The organism is Maribacter spongiicola (assembly GCF_052119685.1).
Taxonomy (GTDB): domain Bacteria; phylum Bacteroidota; class Bacteroidia; order Flavobacteriales; family Flavobacteriaceae; genus Maribacter; species Maribacter spongiicola_A.
Genome location: NZ_JBGQOO010000003.1, coordinates 44,315 through 65,793, shown reverse-complemented (window position 1 = coordinate 65,793; position 21,479 = coordinate 44,315). Strand labels below are relative to the sequence as shown.

Genomic DNA, 21,479 nt, shown 5'->3' with positions numbered 1-21,479 from the left:
TTACTTCAAAGAATAAGTATAAAGGTTGCCACCTTCACCATGCGCGCGTTCGTCAGAAATTAATAAGGTGTCATCATTAAGAAAACAAACGGATTCTAATTGAGAGCGGGCGCCTAGGTCAATTTCTTGTATGTTTCCTTTAGTGAAATTATCCCAAGCGAAATCTGTAAATATGAAAAGCTTGCCGTAACTAAGTGCTATAATTTTATCACCTTTTGGTGATATATCAATAGAGGTTATTTGGCAAATTTTCCAATCTGTACATGGTACAAATGAACCAACGAAAGTAGCTTCATAGTTACCTGGTGTGTCAGGTACCGAATAAATATGAGCTTCACCGGTAAACGATTTTGACCTGTTTTTAGTTACAATATATAATTTGTTACCGTGGTGAAATATAGCTTCTGAATCATAGAAAAGGGCATCCTTTTTTGGAGGAAAGTCTTTTTGGTCAGGGTAATGGATTTCAATCTTTTCAGCATCAATTTTATCACCAGATTCAATGCTGGGGTTTGGTACTTTGTAAATGACCAAATCTTTACGATCATTTGCATTATTGCCAATATCACCTATGTATAAGTTGCCGGCAGCATCTTTTGTAAGATCCTCCCAATCATGATTCTTTCCGTTTTTAACTTTTAAACTTTTAAGTATTTCTCCGTTTAGGTTTACTTGGTATATTTCATCTTTATTACCGCCATCTTCAACGACCCATACTGTTGAGTCATTATAAGTAGCTAAACCAGAATTTTCAGATAAACTACCTGGTAGATCCGCAATTACTTTTGGTTGTCCATAATTAGAACAAGAAGTAAGTGTAGAAATTAATACTATGAAGATGAAAATTATTTTACTCATCTTGATCTGTTAATGGCATAAATACTTCGGCCTTCCATCGTAAGGCATCTCCCCCCATATTTGGGTTATTAAAAAAGAATTCGATGGGTTTATGATCAACTTTAATGTTCTTCTCTTTGGCATAGTCCAGTAAAGTGTACCAGGCTCTGTCAGAGGTCATGTAGTTGCCGTTGTAAATAGCTTTTAAAGATTTCATACCTATAAATTCTTTGTAAACTAGGTCTTTAATGGTAGGTAACGTATCGGTTTTTATGATTGGATAACAAAAATTAAAACTAATACTGTCGTTTTGCATATTCCAATCCGTAGTTTCTATAAAAGGTACACCGTTTACTTGAATCCCGTTACTGGCAATTACAGAATTTATAAAAGGGTAGCTCTCCATCATTTCAAAAGCTTTGTTGCTCTGAAGGCTTTTATGTTCAACACAAGCGCAGTATGTAGAGGGAAGTTCATCTTTGCCCATGAAAGTAACTTTGAATTCTTTTCTATGTACATTTAAACTTTCAATGAAATCGGTAACTGTTTTTCTTGATTGTTTTTCAAAATTAGTATCTGAAAATGGAATAGCTATTTTATTACTTAAACTAAAGTTAGCATCCTTTACGTCTACAACTATTTGAGAGGTAGAATCGGTAATAGGGCTAATGTTCCACTTATAAATATGTGTAGAATCGCCAGAAACAATCATTTGCTCAAGAGTACTAATATCGTTCAGTTGACGAATAGAAGCTTCAGGTAGTGTTTTGTTCCATGCTTTTAAAGCTTGGTTAATAGTGCCGGCATTAGCCTTGCCAACTACCCTTATTTGATAATCTTGTGGCTTAATGAAAAAATACCAAAGTAAACCAATACAAATAATGGCAATTGTAATTGAAAGCGCTTTTTTCATGATGATCTAAAATGTGCTAAAAATTAATCTTTCTTCATCTTAATTTTAGAATTCAGTAGTGCACCTATTTTTCTACCTTGACCTACACCGACCTCAACAGCTGACCTGTAATGAATGCCGCCATACATTCTGCTAATAGCTGCTTCGTCTGCCGCTTGATTGAATGAATTGAATTTTCTGATTGGTAGACCATACGGCGTTTCGGTATCATCTTCAAAGCTAAAATCTTCACCAAAAATGCTAGTAAGAGCAATTCCTGCAGCACCTGAAACAACACTGTGGCCACTTGTGTATTCTGGGAATGGTGGTGTTTGTAAAATAGGCTTCCAATTTTCGTCTATATGTTGGTTAATTAGTGTTTCGGGTCTAATTAGATTACTGCGATATTTTTCATCCCAGCAGCTAATAAATCCGTCGGCAATTGCCATTGATGTTTTCGTATAGGCAAAAACGGTGTCGTCGAAGTTACTATTAGTTTTTTTACTGGCAATTTTCGTAATACCTATCCAATGTGCACCTGGGGTAATCTTTTTTGTTGCGAACATTAAGTGTCCTCTAGTAACGGATACGTACGGATTGCAATCCCAGAATTTAGCTATTGCTACTTCGTCAGATTCATCTCCATTCTTGGTTATTTCGTTACTAATATTATAAACTTCAATCAGTTCTTTGTAAAAATCTGAGTCTTTTTCTAATGAATATGGTGGTGGTGGAACTGGTTTAAATTGTGATGCTGAGTCTATGATAAAAGGACGAATTTTGCTCCAATGTGGCTCTATGCCATCCATGTAAGCTGGTGGAGTTGGTTGCCATCTGGTCGGGTCGTCTGTATTTACCGTAAATTTTGGCATGGTACGCGTTTGACTATAATTGTCTTTGCTCATCCATTCTTTAATATGCTCGGCAACTTTTAATCCGTAGGCTTTAGAAGCTTCAAATTCAGGTTCGTTCATTGTTTTCCATTGCGTAAATAAACTGTCTTGCAAAACATCAAACTTATCTTCAGAGAATATTAATTGTCTGCTAATATTCATGTGCGCAATCAAGGCAGATAATTGAGGGTTAATACCCGAAACGGTATCTATCGCAGGTATAGGTTTTAAATCTTTTAGTTGACCAGATAATGATTGATAGTCAGGGTTTACTTGGGCGACAATTTCATATGCAGCGATATTGGGATAAGCAAATATTCTACTTGCAACCGGTGGCGAGAAAATATCATGAATCATAATATCTATTATCTTATCAATAGAATTATGCATTTGATCAGCAGTTACGACTATGGGTTCTTGCTTTTTTTCTGTGCAGTTCGCAAATAATATCCCTGCGATTAAGATTATTAAATACCTTTTCATTGTACTATAGTTTGAGAATGCTATACACTTCTGCTGCCTCGTTATTAAAAGTGAGCAAAATGTAAGTGTTGTTGTTTGAGTTTATAATGTTCATGCTTCGAATCGATTTTCCCGTTAAATCGAGTCCTATTTCATTCGCTAAGGTAATATTGTTACCAGTACTAATCAATGCTCCTGGAAAAGAATCAAAACGGCCATGATATGGTTTTACGCCAAAATAATTTCCGGCAGCTAATACTTCAGTTTTGTTATCACCATTAAAGTCATATGCTAAAAATACCATAATAGGTGCCAACTGTAATTGATAGTTAAATGGCACAAAAGCGAACTTGCCATTGTTGTTTTGTAGGTAGCCAGAACTTAGGGTATGTACTTCTTGAATTTCTGCATTGGGTAACATATCATCGCCAAGAATTTCTTCCATCGATTTTCCTGCAAAAGAACTATAGGTATTGAATTTTTTACGAAGGGATACCAATTGGCTCGACAATTCTTTTAACCCATCTACTGGGTAGTCTTTACCGTCTTTATAGGTACTGACAATGGTTTCCGTTGCTCCGTTATTATCTAGGTCACCGTAATACATTTTCATCGGATACTTTTGTGATGCAGTAAACTTAGTATTCATTCCCCAATTACCTAATAGGTAGTCTTGGTCTCCATCGCCATCAATGTCAAAACTAGTAACAGCTTGCCATAAGCCGTTCATATCTTTATTATCTAATGGATGTATTTCTTGAAATTTACCTTGGTTGTTTTGAAAAAATCTAGGTGACATCCATTCTCCAACAAATAATATATCTTCCCAGCCATCATCATTGAAATCAGTAAAAATGGCATCGGTTATCATTCCTAATTTTTCAAAAGGATTATTGGTTACTTTGAAATTGCCGTTTTCATTTTCTAAAATATAACTGTTGGGTCTATTTCCATAATCGGCACTGATAGATTGATTACAAATGATAATATCTAAATCATTATCATGGTCGTAATCTATCTTTAAAAGAACAGATGCATTTTCGAACATCTCAGGAAATTCTTTTTGAGTAAAAGTACTATCGCTTGCCACGTAGTACGAGTCAGTTAATGGCTTCATTTCATTAAAGAAGTCTGCTCCGCCAGTACCCACTATAATATCATTTTTACCATCACCATTGAAATCACCTATTATAGATGCGATGTCTTCTTTTATGCTATCGCTTTTAATCTCCGGATATATTTTTAATTGAAAAGTGGTATCCCCTTGAATATAAATTTGTGAAGGAATAAATTTAGCTCCTCCAAAGAAAATATCGTCTTTTCCATCAGCATTTAAATCACCAACACTAACTGCTGGGCCTCTATCAGACATTTGATAAGGAATTAGCTTTTGACGTAAATAATCGCTGTAGGCATCTTCAATATGTGTATAGTTTATGCCTAGATTGTTTGATATTTTTTGAAATAGGTTCTGTTGTTTAGGGTGTAAAGAAGCATAGTCGAAAGGTTGTACTTTTTCAGGACTAAGATGAAGTGTTTGGTTGACGGCGATATTTTTCACCATTTGATAACTTTTGTCTGGCCATATTATTTTCAACGAATCAATAGTATTAAGTTCTCCGTACCCAAAGTGAATAACTGGTTCAGAAGATGCCTGAAATCCGCGAACGGTATACATTTCTTTAAATTGTTGAATTCCGTTGGCATAAGAAAATACCTTGGTACCAATTCCAAATTTGTTTTTATCAGAAAAGTTAAGTTTAATTTTTAGCCAGTTGCGTTTACTGTTTGTAGTGTTCTCTTGAATAATTGCAGGACTAAATAGATTATTGGTTATTAAATCTAAATCACCATCATTATCTAAATCGCTATATGCAGTAGCCCCAGAAATAATTGTGTCTTGGTCTATCCAAGATTTAGATTCATCTATAAATTGAAGATCTTTTGCTCCTTTAAAAATCATATTTCCAATAAATCCGGAAGGCATCATTTTAAGAGCTTTTTGATCTACTAGATTGGTATTGTTAATTTTTGACCGTATGTTTTCGTTAGATATGTAGTTGATATAGTCAAGGTCATTAGGTCTTTTCGGTATACCGTTACTAATGTATAAATCTTGTTCTCCATCTTGATTGTAATCGCCAAACAGCGCGCTCCAGCTCCAGTCTGTAGCTGCTACGCCGCTTTGTAATGCTGTTTCTAAAAACTTACCGTTTGGTTGGTTCACAGATAGCATATTTCTAGTATACTGATTGTGATAACCAAATGTCTCTGTTTTCATTTTTTGAATTTGAATATCATCATCACCTTCAGATGATTTTAAAACAATTTCATCTTTACCCAACATGTCTAGGGAAATTAAATCTGGTAGCCCGTCATGATTAATATCTGCAACATCACTACCCATAGAAAATCTTGTAGTGTGCCCAAAGGCTTCTTTAAGACTTTCTTTAAAAGTGCCGTCTCCGTTATTTAGGTAATAATAATCATCCTCATGAAAATCATTGCCAATGTATAGGTCAGGGTAGCCGTCTTGATTGAAATCGGAAACAGCAATACCTAATCCGTATCCATTTACACCACCATAAATACCAGCTTCTTCGCTGACATCTACAAATTTGCCATTGTCGTTTCGAAGGAGTTTATCACCTGTTTCATATACCCTTTTATAGCGAATTTGTGCATTACCATAAGAGTCTTGAGTGTGTATGGCGTGATTAAGAAGATACATATCTAAATCGCCATCTAGGTCGTAATCTAAAAAAGCAGCTGAAGAACTGTACGATTCAAAATCCAATCCATACTCAGCGGCACTCTCCTTAAAAGTGGCATCACCTTGGTTTATAAAAAGTTCGTTATAACCATTGAATCCGTTTAACCCGACCACAGCGCATACGTAAATATCTAGGAGTCCGTCACCATTAACATCGCCCATTATAGTGCCTGTGTTCCAAGAACTATTCCCCGCGACACCTGCAGTTTCGGTAATATCTTCAAATTGTAAATTACCTTTGTTTAGGTATAATTTGTTCTTTACTTGATTACCCGAGAAATAAATATCAGGTAGACTATCGTTGTTGATGTCGCCAATAGCAACACCACTACCATTATAAAAATAGAGGTAATCTAAAATACTAAGGTCTTTAGATTCTGTAAGTGTATTTTCAAAAGTTATACCTGTTTTTTCTGTAGAATGTTTTACAAATAACTCACCAGAATTTTCAGTACAACCAATGACTAATACCAATAAACATAGATATAGTATGTTATTTTTCATCTAGTCGATACATTTTTGGAGTGTCGTTATTGATTGCTACAATAATGAATTGATTGCCTTTCTTGTCTTTTACTATTTTTAATTGTTTTACCTCATTGCGGATAAAGAAACCGCTATCGGCATAATTTTGCCATTCAAAGTTCAATTTGCCATCGCCAAGAAGTACATTTCCGTAATTGGCATCTAGTCTAGAATATTGAGGTTTAAACTCGAAATTATTGCCCGCCATCACCAAGTCTAAGTTTCCGTCTTTATTGACATCAAGACATTGAATACCACAAATACATGAAAATTGAACTTGAGGTGGTAAAATCTTAATAGTAAAGTTGCCATTGCCATCATTTATGGCGATTATAGACTCAGAGATGTTTGACTGCTTTAATATGGTATTGTCGATAATATTTTTTGAAAATAGCTCTTGAATGGTTTTAGAAGCGTATTCAGAAGCTTTAATATTTTTCTTCTTTAGTGCTAATATTTGGGTCGTCAATTCCTTCTTTTGATGAAGAGGGTAATCACCACCATCATAGTTTTGAGTAGTAATTTGTTCTATAGTACCATCATTGTCAAAATCGTTAACCCACATTTTCATGGGTTGCCCAGGTTTTGGTTTGTAATGTAGGTTACTACCCATATTACCTAGAATTAGATCTTGATCGCCATCATTGTCTAGGTCATAACCTTCAACAGCGCCCCACCAACCACTAAGGCTGTCTAAAGAGTTTTTTGAATCGCTAAGTCTTCTGCCAGAATTCTTGTAGATTTTTGGACTACCCCAGTCAGACACGGTTACTAGATCATCTTTACCATCGCCGTCGATGTCTATCCATTTAGCATCAGTTATCATGCCGGCATCTTTTAAATCATAAGCAGAACGCTCAGTAATATCTGTGAAAGTTCCGTCTCCGTTATTTAATAAAAATAGGTGATCAGGGTTTATGCCGTACGTGCCTACTACACTTCTTGATCCAATAAAAACATCAATATCACCATCTGCATCAAAATCTGAAGGGGCGATAACGGCAACATTTTTATTAATACTCGGTAATTTGTTTGTGCTTAAAGAGAAATTACCTTTGCCATCATTTAGGTAAAGTCGAATTCCGTAATTGCCCTGCATACCTAATTCATTACCTCCGGTGCCGACCATAAGATCTAAATCGCCATCATTATCTGAATCAAAAAAAGATGCAGTGGTATCTTCTAGTAGGGCTTCTGCTTCAAAATACTTTATAATAGGTTTAGAAAGTGATCCATTACCATTATGTAGGTATAATGCACCAGTTTGATTTTTTGCTCCACCAATAAAAATATCATCGTTTCCATCACCATTTACATCACCAACGGCTAAACCAGGTCCTTCTTCTGCTAATGATTTAGAAATCAATCCCTCATTGTCAAAATCCATATAGCTATTTTCTTTATGGGTTAAAAAGGTGTTATTCTCAATAGCTTTAAAAAGAGTTGGAGTTTCTGTTTTTTTAATTTTAAATATCTCTTTGGCCTCGTCTTGCTTAAATGTAATAGTTTGGTTCGCTTTTACATTTTTCAATTTAGAGGTTGCGTCATTAGGCCAAATAATACGAATAGAGTCTAACATTTCTGTTTCTCCCAAACCAATAGTCATTGGGTATTCTACTGATGATTGAAAACCTCTTGAAGGCATCAAGGTCTGATCTATAATATTATCTGGGTAGTATAGGCGCGCAACGGTGCCTATGCCAAATTTGTTACCATTGCTTCCTTCAAATTTTAATTTTATATAGTTGTTTTTGGATTGCGATTCAGAGTTGTTGCGGTACACAAAAGTTTCCATGTTTACGTTATTGACCACAAGATCTAAATCACCATCATTATCTAGGTCGCCATAAGCAGAACCATTTGAGCGACTAGGTATTTCAAAACCCCACTGTTTATTGTAATTACTAAAGGTGATATCTCCATTGTTTCGATAGGCGTAATTAGGTAGGGGAGTAACTGGCATTTTATTAATGATAGAATCAATAGACTCTTTTCTGCCGGTCAAAGCCATTTTTTGAATGATTTCATTTGCAAAGAAATCAACAAAATCTAAATCGGTAAGGTCATGATTGATACCATTGGTAATGTAAATATCCTTTAGACCATCATTGTCCATATCGAATAATAGTCCAGACCAGCTCCAATCAGTAGCTTCAACACCACTGTAGTATGCAATTTCAGAAAAAGATCCATTACCGTTGTTCAGTTGTAATGTGTTTTGAATATACTGCTGATGAAAATCTTTACTCTGCTTTAGTTTGAAAATGTTATACCCTTCAAATTCCATTACAGATTTTACACGCTGATCCGGTTCAGGTAGCATATCGGTTATGAAGATATCTGTAAGTCCGTCATTATTGATATCTGCCATGTCTACACCCATAGCAGATAAACTTAAGTGATTCGTCCATTTTTGAATCTCCTCTCTAAAAGTACCATCTTGATTATTGATATATAAATAATCTCTTTCATAAAAGTCATTAGAAACATAGATGTCAGGATATAAGTCATTGTTGATATCTACAACCATTACTCCAAGGCCAAAACCTATAAGGCTACCGTAAATGCCTGCTTTTTCACTAACATCAACGAATTTACCGTTGTCATTTCTTAAAAGCATATCGCCTACACCTCTAAAAATTTTTGGTACACCTTCCCAATCTTGCGCTCTTACTTCGCGCTGTTCTGCATAACCAAGGCTACTTACAGGAATATTGCTATTGTTAAGAATGTAGGCATCTAAATCGCCATCTTTATCGTAATCAAAGAAAGATGCGTGAGTAGAGAATCCTGTTTCTGCTAAATTATACTCATGAGCTTTTTCGGTAAAAGTGCCATCGCCATTGTTAATGTAAAGATCGTTATCATGGTTGTTACCTTCCATATTACCAGCATTACTCACGTAAATATCTAAAAACCCATCATTATTGATGTCTGCCATCACTACACCTGTAGACCAAGGTTTATTTCCTGATATGCCGGCAGTTTCTGAGATATCTTCAAATTTCATGTTACCTTTATTAAGAAATAACTTGTTGGGTTCCATGTTTCCGGTCAAAAAAACATCCGATAATCCGTCATTATTAATATCTCCAATGGCAACGCCGCCACCATTATAAAAGTTACGATATTTAAATATGTTGAATTCTTTTGAGTTGGCCACCTTATTTACAAATGAAATACCAGATTCTTCAGGTTGTAGTAAAGTAAACAATGTTGGTTCTGATTTTTCTTCTGATGTATTTGCATCTTCTTTAGATACGCAAGAATATAAAAGAGAGAAAAATAAACCAAGGTAGCTTAGCTTAAGCAAATTAGAGTTCATTTTTGAGTATGTTTGAAATAGCACTTTGAGTTGTTTTTTAGGCTATTAAAGTTGAGATAGTAACCTGTGTAATAGTTCTTTCAAAATTAGTTTGCAAGATAGCAAATACCTACTATTTGTAAGGCTTATTTAGTAAAAGTGGGCGTTAAAATTTAAAGAAAACGTTATAGGGTCAGTGTAATAATATGAATAATGAGATTTTGCTCCAAGTTTTTAGAAGTAATGGAAATAATCCAATATATTTAACCTTGACTTAATAACAAACAAATCAACCAATGATAGGAATTTTATCTTTTTTAGGCTTTACCATTTTAGTGGCGGTAATTGCATATTTCGCAACCAAAAGTACAAACGAACAAACTTCTGACGGTTACTTTTTAGGAGGACGAAGTTTAACGGCTGGGGTAATTGCAGGGTCGTTACTACTTACCAATTTGTCTACTGAGCAAATTGTTGGGCTAAATGGTAACGCTTATAGTGATGGAATTTTAGTAATGGCTTGGGAAACTTTAGCCGCTATTGCAATGGTGATATGTGCTATTTACTTATTGCCTAGGTATTTAAAAGGAGGTATTAGTACCATACCAACGTATTTAGAAAGAAGGTTTGATAAGACAACGAAAGCAATGACGTCGGGCTTATTTTTAAGCGGATATGCCATTGTATTACTACCAATTGTGTTGTACTCTGGGTCTTTGGCAATTAGTGGAATGTTCGATTTACCCGCGAAGTTGGGAATTTCTGAATGGGCATCGATATGGGTATGTGTTTGGAGTATAGGAATAATTGGTAGTATTTATGCCATATTCGGAGGTTTAAAAGCTGTTGCGGTATCAGATACCATAAATGCAGTTGGATTGCTGATAGGTGGTTTGTTAATACCAATATTTGGACTTTATGCAATTAGTGATGACAATAGTCTTTTGGGTGGGATTACAAAACTTACAACAGAGCACCCAGAAAAGTTTGATGCTATAGGTTCTGAATCTTCAAGTATACCTTTTGCTACGATATTTACAGGTATGGTTTTAGTGCAGTTGTTTTATTGGGGAACCAATCAGCAAATAATTCAAAGGGCCTTAGGAGCAAAAAACTTAAAAGAAGGTCAAAAAGGAGTATTGCTTGCAGCCTGCTTTAAAATATTAGGACCGTTAATTGTTGTTTTACCAGGTATTATAGCTTTTCATATGTTCGATGGTCAACTAGATAAAGCAGATCAGGCCTATCCAAAATTAGTGGCCGCTGTATTACCCGTTACTTTGGTTGGTTTCTTTGCTGCGGTGCTCTTTGGGGCTATTCTAAGTTCTTTTAATAGTGCATTAAATAGTTGTGTTACCTTATTCGGTTTGGATATTTATAAGGAGTATGTGAACAAAGAAGCTTCGGAGAGTAAAGTTGTTTCAGTAGGAAAACGCTTTGGTATTTTACTTGCGTTGTTTTCAATGATTTTAGCTCCTTTTTTGTATTATGCTTCTGATGGACTTTTTGGTTATTTACAACAAGTAAATGGTGCCTATAGTATTCCTATTTTATCAGCAATCGTTATTGGTTTCTTAACAAAGCGAGTACCTGCTATAGCTGCCAAAGCTGGGATAATATTTGCTGTTGTTGTTTATGTAATTTACATATTCATGCAAAGAGGACTTGGTGTAGAATGGTTGCCACATATGTTGCATGTTCAGGCTATTACTTTTGTCTTAACAATAATTTTAATGTTGGTCATTGGTAAATTAAAGCCAAGAGAAACTGATTATGTACAAGAGTATACTAATGAGGTCGATATAACAGGTTGGAAGTATGTGAAGCCGGTAGGATTAATCATTACACTTATTGTTGTTAGCACTTATATTATTTTTAGGTAACATATCATAATCCATTATAGATCGCAGCTTTTATTTTAGAAATTTATTCTAAATGATTTTGATCTGTATTAGTGATATATAGTATTGAAAACGCAACATTCCTTTATTCAAAAGCGATAAAGAAATGTTGCGTTTTTTTATGTTCAAATAACAACTCCGGCTTTATTTTTCATACTTAATAAAAAACTCCTTTCAAATATGGAGTAATTGATTAATATTATTATGCCTATTGGCTTCAAAGCATATTGATTTAATAAGTTTATAGTAATGTGGATATTTGAAAAAGAGGAATGTGTTTAAAATATCAATAGCCTATAAATGATTCGATAATTTCGTTGCCCTGTAAAACAATATTATTCGGCTTTAAGTAACTATTTGTATGGTTACAATTAAAAGCCATACTTGTGAGAATTTGTGACTTTATTTTTCTATCATCAAGAGTAATTTTATGAGATAACAATGATTTATTGGGTAAGTTCTTTTTTATTCTTTTATATAGGAAAGAAATTATAATTTCTTTGGACAACTAAAACAAGTTATAATAATCATACTTGTGTTTAGTAGGTATGTTTTTTGGTTGCAGAGTTATTGATTTTTTGTGGCTAATCGCTGATATTAATCTTAGATAATTCAATGGATTTACAATGCGTACTTACTTGTTTTTTAGTAATTAGTGGAAATAAAAAAGCCTCCAAAACGAATTGGAGGCCTTTTCTACTTAAACTCAAATTTATATATGCTTAGTATCCTGAGTTTTGAACCAAATTAGGATTTGCAAGCAATTGTGCTGGTGGAATAGGGAACACGTTATAATCGTCATTGTTAATAGTTCCTTCCGCTTTAAATAACCAATCTCTACCGAATTGACCAAAACGAATTAAATCGTTACGTCTCCAAGCTTCTTGGTATAGCTCTCTACCTCTTTCGTCTAAAATATCTTGTTCAGAAACTGTTCCTAACAACTCTTGAGTGTTACGTATTGTTCTTAAATCATTGATCATAGCTGTTGGGTCACCACCGCTTCTAAACATTGCTTCAGCTTTCATTAAGTGAGCATCTGCATATCTAAATACAATTTGATGACTTATAGAGGCATCACCATTTCTAGCAGCATATTTTTGAATTCTGATTCCGGTAGTTTCATCATTATTAATGAAGTTAACAGCACCTGCACCATCTTTAAAATCTCTTTTAAAAGTAAGTGGAGCACCTTGTCTGTCTTTTAGAGGCGTGCCGTTTAAAGCGTACTGTTGGTTAATTAAAAAACCATAACCAACATTAGATCCATTTACGTAACCATCTTCTTCAGCAGCATAAGGTTGATCAGCAAATATTGTTCCAATAGTTGGTACACCACCTCTGCGTTCTTCTTGACCATTTGCAGGGTTTTGAGAAGCATCTAATTCGTTAAATTCAGAATCACCTTCGAAAAGATCATAAAATTCAGCAAGAGTACTAAACCCGTTCCAGCCACCACCTTGAATACTAGTGTTGTTATAGTGAAGTCCCATTACTACTTTATTTATCGTATTAGCTTCTAAAGACCAAATAGTTTCAGTGTCGGCATCTGGTAAGAAAAGGTCAAAATAACCTTCTTGCAAGGCATAACCGTCAGCTGTAATTGCATCAACTAAAGAAATAACTTCAGCCATGTCACCTGAATCAGGTGTACCACCAACATAGATATGCTTGTTCAGAAGCACCTTAGCTTTTAAATATCTTGCTGCAGCTTTACTTGCTCTTAAACTAGTATCTCCGCTTAAAGCACCAGTAGCAGGTGTGTTTGCTATAGCAGTTTCAATATCTGCAAGAATAAAATCAACTGCAGCTTGTCCAGAAAGTACCTCTGGTACAGAAGTAGATGGTAATGATGTATCTCTGTAAGGAACTTGACCAAAGTTGTCTAAAATAACCCACATACTATAAGCTCTAATGAAGCTTGCGTCACCAATGTTTGTTGCTGATGGGTTACTTCTTGGATCTAAAACTTGAGAAGCTTGTAATTGGTTACCGTTCCATAATTGAAATACATTAACAATAAAAGCATGTTGACCATTCCAATCGTGAGTATGTAGTACTCTCCATAGTCCGTTATCACCCCAGTCACCGCCTCGGGTCGGTATTAAATGCTCATCTGAAGTTACTTCTTGAAGAGCAAAGTAGTTGTCTTGTCCGGCATATTGACCTGCAAGAGAACCATAAAGATTCGTTACTGTTGATGATGGATCTGCTAAACCTTGAAATCCATCAGAAATGATCGAATCTGTTTCTTCTATTTCTAAGTCGGTACAGGAGGTTACCCCTACCAACGATAGAATAGAAAGCGTTAAGATTTTAAATTTATTTTTCATGTTATACAATTTTTTTTAATTAAAATGATGCGTTAATACCAAAAGTAAAAGTTCTTGGTCTTGGGTAAGAACCATAATCAATACCTCTAGATGGTACGCCTGATCCTAAATCACCGGTATTAGCCGTAACCTCTGGGTCTAAACCACTGTAGTCTGTAATTAAGAAAAGGTTTTGACCAGTTAAAGAAAAACGTAGTGAATTTAAAGCACCTTCTCCAGATAATGGAACATTGTAACCAATGCTAGCATTTTGAAAACGAACGAAATCTCCTTTTTCTAAGAAACGAGTAGAAGCATCAGCAGAAGCTCCTGGATCTTCACCACTTGTTAATACACTTTGAGTTACGTTTCTAGAGTTAGAAAGCGCTCCTGCAGTAAAGTACGCATTATCAGTATTGTTATATACTGAGAATCCGAACTGACCTTGAAAAAATACAGATGCATCAAAATCTTTAACTTTCAAGTTTAAACTTAAACCTGTAGTAATATCTGGTAAAGCATCTTCGCCTACAAAGGTTTTATCTTGGAAAGGATCACCAGTACCATTACCATCAACATCTTGATATGTTGGAGAACCAGCGCTATCAAAACCAGTGAATATTGGTAAGAAGTAAGAGTATAATGATTGTCCAGAAGCGAAACGTTGTGCAAATGCACCTGTTAAACCAGGACCGTTAACCGCACCAGTATCAATCAAACCTTCGAAGTTTTGAACTTCGTTATTGTTATAGGCAATGTTGAAATCTGCAGAGAATGTTGCATCATCAGATTGTACAAAATCGTAAGCGATTGCAAATTCAACCCCTTGGTTAATGATGCTAGCATCTACGTTTTGAAATTGGAAAGGATCAACAGCAGGTGCTGCAGGCGGAGTTTGTAAAAGAACGTCAGTAGTTTCAGTTCTATAGACGTCTATACTACCACTTAAACGATCGTTGTTAAAACCGAAATCAAAACCAGCGTTCAAGTTGAAAGAAGACTCCCATTTCAAATCTGGCCTATCAGTAGCAACGATAGCAGTACCATTAGCATTAATATCTAGATTTTGTTGAACTGTTAAGTCAGAAAAACGTTGTCTAGCCACAAAGTTACCATATCCAAGACCATCTTGATTACCAGTGATACCTGCGCTTAAACGTAATTTAAGAGTAGAAACATTTTCGCCAACGAAATCTTCTTCATTCATTTTCCATGCAAAAGCTCCAGAAGGGAAGTAACCGTATTGGTTTTCAGGTCCGAATCTAGAAGAACCATCAGCTCTCATAGTTGCGGTAAATAAGTATTTGTCGTTTAAAGAGTAGTTCAATCTTGCAAAGAAAGATTGTAACTCGTCTGTATTGTCAAATGAATTAGTGAAAACAGAAGTTACAGCACTATTTAAGCTTGTGCCCAATGCTTCTTGTGCAACAACAGTTGGTAGTAATCGATTAATTAATACACCACCTGTGTTTGGCGCATAATAAGCTTGTTGGTAAGAACCAGAAACTGCGTTTTGTAAATCACTAACAGCAGCTCTAAGGTCACTGCCCATTGCATTTAAATCACTAGTTGTGTAACCTCTACCACCAGCGTTAAATCCGTAAGTTTGAAAATCTTGGTAACCGAAACCTACTAAAGCCTCTAAACTAGAGTTTTCGAATTCTTTATTGTAGTTAACCGTAGCTTCAAAAGTTTTGTTATCTCTCTTCAAAATTCCGTAATTACCGCGACCTAAATCAGTTACACCGTTAAGGTTGATGATATCTCTTGAAATTACAGAAGTATTAGAAGCCTCAGCGATATCTAGACCTCCATTTAATTTTGCAGAAAGCTCAGAAGTAAAGTTGTACTGAATAGAACCGTTAAGCAAATATCTATCAGTATTAGTAATATTCTGAGTATTGTCTAATGCATTTTGAGGATTCACGTTTAATCCACCTGGATTAAAACTAGAGTTAGACGGCCATGTTGGGTTAGCAGCATAAGCACCACCTAAAACATCACCAGAAGCACCTGCTTGCGCACTGATCGGTGCTTGAGAATCATTAATTCTAGCGATCGACATTTGAACACCAAGAACTAATTTATCATCTAAGAAACGTTGGTTAAGATTTACTCTACCAGTAATTCTTTCCAAATCAGAGTTTTCAACAATACCAAATTGTTTTCCGTATCCGAACGTTGCTCTTACGTTACCGCTACCGTAGTTCTTAGAGTAAGAAAGGTTTTGGTTTTGAGAAGCTGTCGATCTTAAAACAACTTGTTGCCAATCTGTGTTAGCACCGAAATCAACAGCACTTGCGTTACCACCTACAGCAGTAACTCCAGATAAAAATTCTGAACGATCTAAAAGGTCAAAGGTATTTGCTGCCTTAGCAATACTTAAAGAACTTGAAAAGTCCCAAACACCTTTGCTATTTCCTTTACCACTTTTCGTAGTAATGATCACAACACCATTAGCACCACGAGAACCATAAATGGCAGTTGCAGATGCATCCTTTAATATACTGATACTTTCAATATCGTTAGGATTAATAAAGTTTAATGGATTTTTAACTGCACTTTGTCCAAAACCGGTTTCACCTTGTGGTGAAGTATTACCGCCACCTAATGGAACTCCATCAACTACGAACAACGGGTTGTTGTTTGCACGTACAGAGTTAGAACCTCTAATGTTAATTTGGATACCAGCTCCTGGCTCACCACTAGTTTCTTGAATGTTAACACCGGCAGTTTTACCTTGTATTAACTGTTCTGGTGAAGAAATGTTTCCACCGTTGAAATCGTCAGCCGTTACAGCAGTAACAGATCCCGTAGCATCTTTAACCGTTGTAGTACCGTAACCGATAATTACAACTTCTTCTAATGCTTCAGCATCTTCATCTAAAGTGAAGTTGATTGAAGTTCTACCGTTAATTGCTACCTCTTGAGTTTTGTAGCCGATATAACTAACAATAAGTACAGCGCCTTCTTCAGCGGTCAATGTGTAATTACCGTCAAAATCAGTTTGTGTACCGTTTGTTGTTCCTTTTTCAAGAACACTAGCTCCTGGTAAAGGTCCACTTGCATCTGAAACAGTTCCAGATACTTCTTGTGCCTGCATCGATCCAAAGCACAAAAATGCGCCGAGAACTAACAGACTTTTTAGGAATGTAATCTTCATAAATTGTTAATTTAAGTTGAGTTAATTTAATTTCAATTGTTAAAAATATGTAAAAAGCGGTGTTGACAATGGTATTGTTTAAGTTAAAATTTTACGAAAACGGTTTCGTGTTGATAACTTTTCTTTTTTGCGAGTATAATGAATGTGAATAGGCAATATTATGATATTCTTAGTTAATATAGAGGTTAAATGTGAATATTTGATTATTATGCAAATATAAGAAAAATCCTTTTTTGTATATATTTACGAAATATCATCTATTTTCCAACTTTAACTTTTAGATTAATTTAAGTTATTATCTTAATTTTTAAATTCCTTTTTTTGAAACCAAAAATCACTTTAAAAGATATTGCCAAAGAACTTGACGTTTCTATTTCTACGGTGTCAAAGGCATTGAAAAATAGTAAAGAAATAAGCAAAGACACAAAAGATAGAATTAAAGCTTTTGCAAAATTCTATAATTACCGTCCTAATAATATAGCGCTAAGCTTAAAAAATAGGAGAACCAAAAATATAGGGGTAATAATTCCTGATATTGTCCATCATTTTTTTACTACAGTTTTCAGGGGCATAGAGATGTATGCCAATCAAATGGGTTATAATGTAATTGTTTGCATTTCTGATGAGTCTTTTGATAAAGAAGTTATTAATATGGAGATGTTGGCTAACGGCAGTATAGACGGTTTCATATTATCGTTAAGTGCAGAAACACAGCGAAAAAATGATTTTACACATTTAAAAGAATTATTGGATCAGGGTATACCAATAGTACTTTTTGATAGAGTAACCCAAGATATTGCTTGTGATAAGGTAATATTGAATGATGTTGAGATATCGCGCGAATCTGTTACACATTTTATAGAGACAGGGTCTAAAAAAATAGCGTTGATTACGACCGAGAATTATTTTAATGTAAGTGAAAGTAGAAAAGAAGGTTATCTAAAAGCTTTAAAGGATAATAATATTCCGTTCGATGAGAATTTAATTTTGACGTTACCTCATGATTTGGACAATACAAAGCTAATAACAGAGTTTTTTCAGAAAAATAAAATAGAAGCGGTATTATGTGTTAATGAGATTTTTGCAGTTCAATGTATGAGTGTTATTCAGCAATTAGGTTTTAAGATACCAGCAGAAATTTCAATTATCGGATTTACAGACGGAATCTTATCAAAATATTCTTCGCCTAAACTTAGTACTGTAGCCCAGCATGGTGAGAAAATGGGCGAACTATCAGCTAAAATGCTGATAAATAGAATGGAGTCAACTGAAGTAGTAGAAGAGCCTTTTAGAACAGAGGTAATTAATGCAACATTAATTAAAAGAGGTTCTACAATCAATTAATATTTTTTGTGATAATGGAGAAAGTAGGTTTTATATTTGACTTAGATGGTGTTATAGTTGATACGGCTAAATATCATTATTTAGCTTGGCGCAAACTGGCCAATGAATTAGGGTTTGAATTTACCAAAGAGCAGAACGAACTCTTTAAAGGGGTCAGTCGAAAACGATGCTTAGAAATTCTTTTAGATATAGGCAATATAACGGCTACGCAAGGTCAGTTCGATACTTGGATGGTAGAGAAAAATGTAGATTATCTTGCGTACATTGAAAAGATGGATTCAAGTGAGATTCTGCCAGATGTAACCAGGGTTTTACAATATTTAAAGAATAAAAACATTCCGATAGCATTGGGTTCTGCAAGTAAAAATGCAAGGCCTATTTTAGAGAAGGTTGATTTGTTGCCATATTTCGATAGTATTGTCGATGGTAATAGTGTAACTAAAGCTAAACCAGATCCAGAGGTGTTTTTGATTGCAGCGAATAATTTAGGTGTTGCAGCAAATTCATGTGTGGTTTTTGAAGATGCAGTTGCTGGTATTCAAGCGGCTAATGCTGCAAAAATGGTAAGTATAGGCATAGGAGATGCTGAAATTTTAAACGAGGCAGATTATAACTTTAAAGATTTTACCGAAATGACCGATGATTTTTTAAAATCATTACTTAATAAAGAGCATACAGCTTAAATTAGGATGTTTATCTCTAGTTTCTTTTTTTACAATTCAATATAAATTTCATGAATCAAGATTATATAAAACCAGATAATTGGTGCATTATAGAAGAGGGTTTCGATCAAGAAAACGTAAAATCTTCTGAAAGTATATTTAGTATTGGTAACGGTGCCATGGGCCAACGTGCCAATTTTGAAGAAACCTATACAGGTGAAACATTTCAAGGTAGTTATATCGCAGGAGTTTATTATCCTGATAAAACCCGTGTAGGATGGTGGAAAAACGGCTATCCAGAATATTTTGCAAAGGTTTTGAACGCTCCTAATTGGATCGGAATCAAAATTTATATTGATGGAGTAGAGTTCGATTTGGCTACGAGTAAAAAAGTGTCAAATTTTAGACGAGAATTGAACATGAAGGAGGGTGTGTACACTCGTACTTTTCAAGCAGTAACTACTAATAACGTTGAGATAGAAGTTGTTGTAAAACGATTTTTAAGTATAGATATAGATACGGTAGGTGCCATTTCATATACTATTAAGGTATTAAAAACAGATGCTAACATAGTATTTGAGCCGTATTTAGATAGTGGTATTACAAATGAAGATAGTAACTGGGACGACAAATTCTGGAATACTACGAATGTAAGCACAACAGATAACCGGGCCTTTATCGAGGCGCATACTATGAAAACTGAATTTAAGACCTGTACGTTTATGCAGGCCTCATTAGAATATAATGGGAATCAGATTTCGGGTGTGCCATATGAAAAGACAGATTCAATTGTGTCTTTAAAGTTTGAGCAGAATTTAATGGCTGACGAATCTGTTACGTTGACGAAATTTGGTGGTTACACTGTTGCAAGAAATCACCCTAATCAAGAATTAATACAAGTAGCCAATAATAGTTTAGATGAAGTAAGTGCTTTAGGCTTTGATCAGCTATTACAAAAACAAAAGGAAGCTTGGGCTGCTATTTGGAACATGAGCGATATTGTTATTGAAGGCGATGTAAAGGCGCAACAAGGTATTCGTTTTAATATATTTCAATTAAACCAAACCTATTTAGGTACAGATTCTAGGCTTAATATTGGTCCGAAAGGATTTACAGGTGAAAAATATGGTGGTAGTACCTATTGGGATACAGAGGCATATTGTATTCCTTTTTATATGGCTACCAAAGATGATAAGGTAGCCAGAAAGCTATTGAAATATCGATACAACCATTTAGAAAAGGCTATTGAAAATGCCAAGAAATTAGGTTTCTCTAATGGAGCGGCATTATACCCAATGGTAACCATGAATGGCGAAGAGTGCCATAATGAATGGGAGATTACTTTTGAGGAAATTCATAGAAACGGAGCTATTGCTTTTGCAATCCATAACTATTATAGGTATACAGGCGATTACAGTTACATACCAGAAATGGGGTTAGAAGTATTAATCGGTATTTCTAGATTCTGGCATCAACGGGTAAACTTATCTAAGGATAAAAATAAATATGTGATGCTTGGGGTTACAGGACCTAATGAATATGAAAATAATGTCAATAATAACTGGTACACCAACTATTTAGCGAAGTGGTGTATTAATTATACGCTTACGCAATTAGAGAAGGTTAAAAGCGGTTATTCAGATGATTATCATAGAATAATAGGCAAAACTCAGCTTACCGATAGAGAGTGTGATAAATGGAGAAAAGTAGCCAATAAAATGTATTTACCATATTCGAAAGAACATGGGGTTTTCTTGCAACAAGATGGTTTTCTAGATAAAGATTTGGTAAGGGTAGGTGATTTGCCAAAAACAGAAAGACCTATTAATCAAAAATGGAGTTGGGACAGAATTTTAAGGTCTCCGTATATAAAACAAGCAGATGTTTTACAGGGCTTTTACTTTTTTGAAGAAGATTTCTCGGTTGAAGATTTAGAAAAACATTTCGATTTCTATGAGCCTTTTACCGTTCATGAATCTTCTTTGTCGCCATGTGTACATAGTATTCAAGCGGCGAAGTTGGGCAGAATGGAACAAGCGTATAATTTTTATTTAAGAACATCTAGATTAGATTTAGATGATTATAATAAAGAGGTCGAAGAAGGTTTGCATATTACATCTATGGCTGGTACTTGGATGAGTATTGTGGAAGGTTTTGGTGGTATGCGTGTTATAAACGATAAGTTATCTTTCAAGCCTCAAATTCCTAATCAGTGGAGTGCGTATTCTTTTAAGGTCAATTTTAGAAATAGAATTATAAAGGTAAATGTTACTGCTAAAAACACAACTTTTCAACTAATTGGTACTGAAGAAGTGACCATTCGCGTTAATGGAAAGAAAGTAGCATTGTTTCCAGATGAATTGACTACCGTGTAATAAGGCTTTAGTTTAGTACTTTAAAGTTTAAAATTG

The 21,479-nt window shown here is 34.9% G+C and carries 11 protein-coding genes; 4 read left to right on the top strand and 7 right to left on the bottom strand.

The genetic code is table 11. The features are described from left to right. Genes ACEN2N_RS06680 through ACEN2N_RS06660 form a run of 5 tightly spaced genes read right to left on the bottom strand, consistent with a single transcriptional unit; the run spans nucleotide 1 to nucleotide 9,707 of the window. Nucleotides 1-858 carry a hypothetical protein gene (locus ACEN2N_RS06680; protein WP_441823602.1) on the bottom strand — a complete coding sequence of 286 codons (858 nt, stop codon included), beginning with the start codon at nucleotides 856-858 and terminating at the stop codon, nucleotides 1-3. Next, nucleotides 851-1,750 carry an AraC family transcriptional regulator gene (locus ACEN2N_RS06675; RefSeq protein ID WP_441823601.1) on the bottom strand — a complete coding sequence of 300 codons (900 nt, stop codon included), beginning with the start codon at nucleotides 1,748-1,750 and terminating at the stop codon, nucleotides 851-853. The genes ACEN2N_RS06680 and ACEN2N_RS06675 overlap by 8 nt, the downstream gene beginning before the upstream one ends. 23 nt (nucleotides 1,751-1,773) lie before the next feature. Next, complete coding sequence (locus ACEN2N_RS06670; RefSeq protein WP_441823600.1) at nucleotides 1,774-3,105, bottom strand: vanadium-dependent haloperoxidase; 1,332 nt, start codon at nucleotides 3,103-3,105, stop codon at nucleotides 1,774-1,776. A gap of 4 nt (nucleotides 3,106-3,109) precedes the next feature. Continuing rightward, nucleotides 3,110-6,361 carry a VCBS repeat-containing protein gene (locus ACEN2N_RS06665; protein ID WP_441823599.1) on the bottom strand — a complete coding sequence of 1,084 codons (3,252 nt, stop codon included), beginning with the start codon at nucleotides 6,359-6,361 and terminating at the stop codon, nucleotides 3,110-3,112. Continuing rightward, on the bottom strand, nucleotides 6,351-9,707 hold the full coding sequence (locus ACEN2N_RS06660) for a VCBS repeat-containing protein (protein WP_441823598.1): 3,357 nt from the start codon (nucleotides 9,705-9,707) through the stop codon (nucleotides 6,351-6,353). The genes ACEN2N_RS06665 and ACEN2N_RS06660 overlap by 11 nt, the downstream gene beginning before the upstream one ends. A gap of 275 nt (nucleotides 9,708-9,982) precedes the next feature. On the opposite strand from ACEN2N_RS06660, the gene ACEN2N_RS06655 reads away from it, so the two are divergent. Continuing rightward, nucleotides 9,983-11,569 (top strand): solute:sodium symporter family transporter, encoded by a 1,587-nt coding sequence (locus ACEN2N_RS06655; RefSeq protein ID WP_441823597.1) that lies wholly within the window; start codon nucleotides 9,983-9,985, stop codon nucleotides 11,567-11,569. Nucleotides 11,570-12,309: 740 nt separating this feature from the next. Here ACEN2N_RS06655 and ACEN2N_RS06650 read toward each other — a convergent pair. Next, entirely contained in the window at nucleotides 12,310-13,920 is a 1,611-nt protein-coding gene (locus tag ACEN2N_RS06650; protein WP_441823596.1) for a RagB/SusD family nutrient uptake outer membrane protein, read from the bottom strand. Nucleotides 13,921-13,939: 19 nt separating this feature from the next. Continuing rightward, nucleotides 13,940-17,062, bottom strand: coding sequence for a SusC/RagA family TonB-linked outer membrane protein (locus tag ACEN2N_RS06645; RefSeq protein ID WP_441823595.1), 3,123 nt, complete (start codon nucleotides 17,060-17,062; stop codon nucleotides 13,940-13,942). A gap of 321 nt (nucleotides 17,063-17,383) precedes the next feature. Between ACEN2N_RS06645 and ACEN2N_RS06640 the strand changes: the two genes are divergently transcribed. The 3 genes from ACEN2N_RS06640 to ACEN2N_RS06630 are packed head-to-tail and all read left to right on the top strand — an operon-like array spanning nucleotide 17,384 to nucleotide 21,443. Continuing rightward, nucleotides 17,384-18,406 (top strand): LacI family DNA-binding transcriptional regulator, encoded by a 1,023-nt coding sequence (locus tag ACEN2N_RS06640; RefSeq protein ID WP_441823594.1) that lies wholly within the window; start codon nucleotides 17,384-17,386, stop codon nucleotides 18,404-18,406. Nucleotides 18,407-18,420: 14 nt separating this feature from the next. After that, nucleotides 18,421-19,089 carry a beta-phosphoglucomutase gene (gene pgmB, locus ACEN2N_RS06635; RefSeq protein WP_441823593.1) on the top strand — a complete coding sequence of 223 codons (669 nt, stop codon included), beginning with the start codon at nucleotides 18,421-18,423 and terminating at the stop codon, nucleotides 19,087-19,089. Between the two features lie 50 nt (nucleotides 19,090-19,139). Beyond that, the gene (locus ACEN2N_RS06630) at nucleotides 19,140-21,443 is read left to right on the top strand and encodes a glycoside hydrolase family 65 protein (protein WP_441823592.1); all 2,304 of its coding nucleotides are present in this window, start codon (nucleotides 19,140-19,142) and stop codon (nucleotides 21,441-21,443) included. Nucleotides 21,444-21,479: the final 36 nt, after the last annotated feature.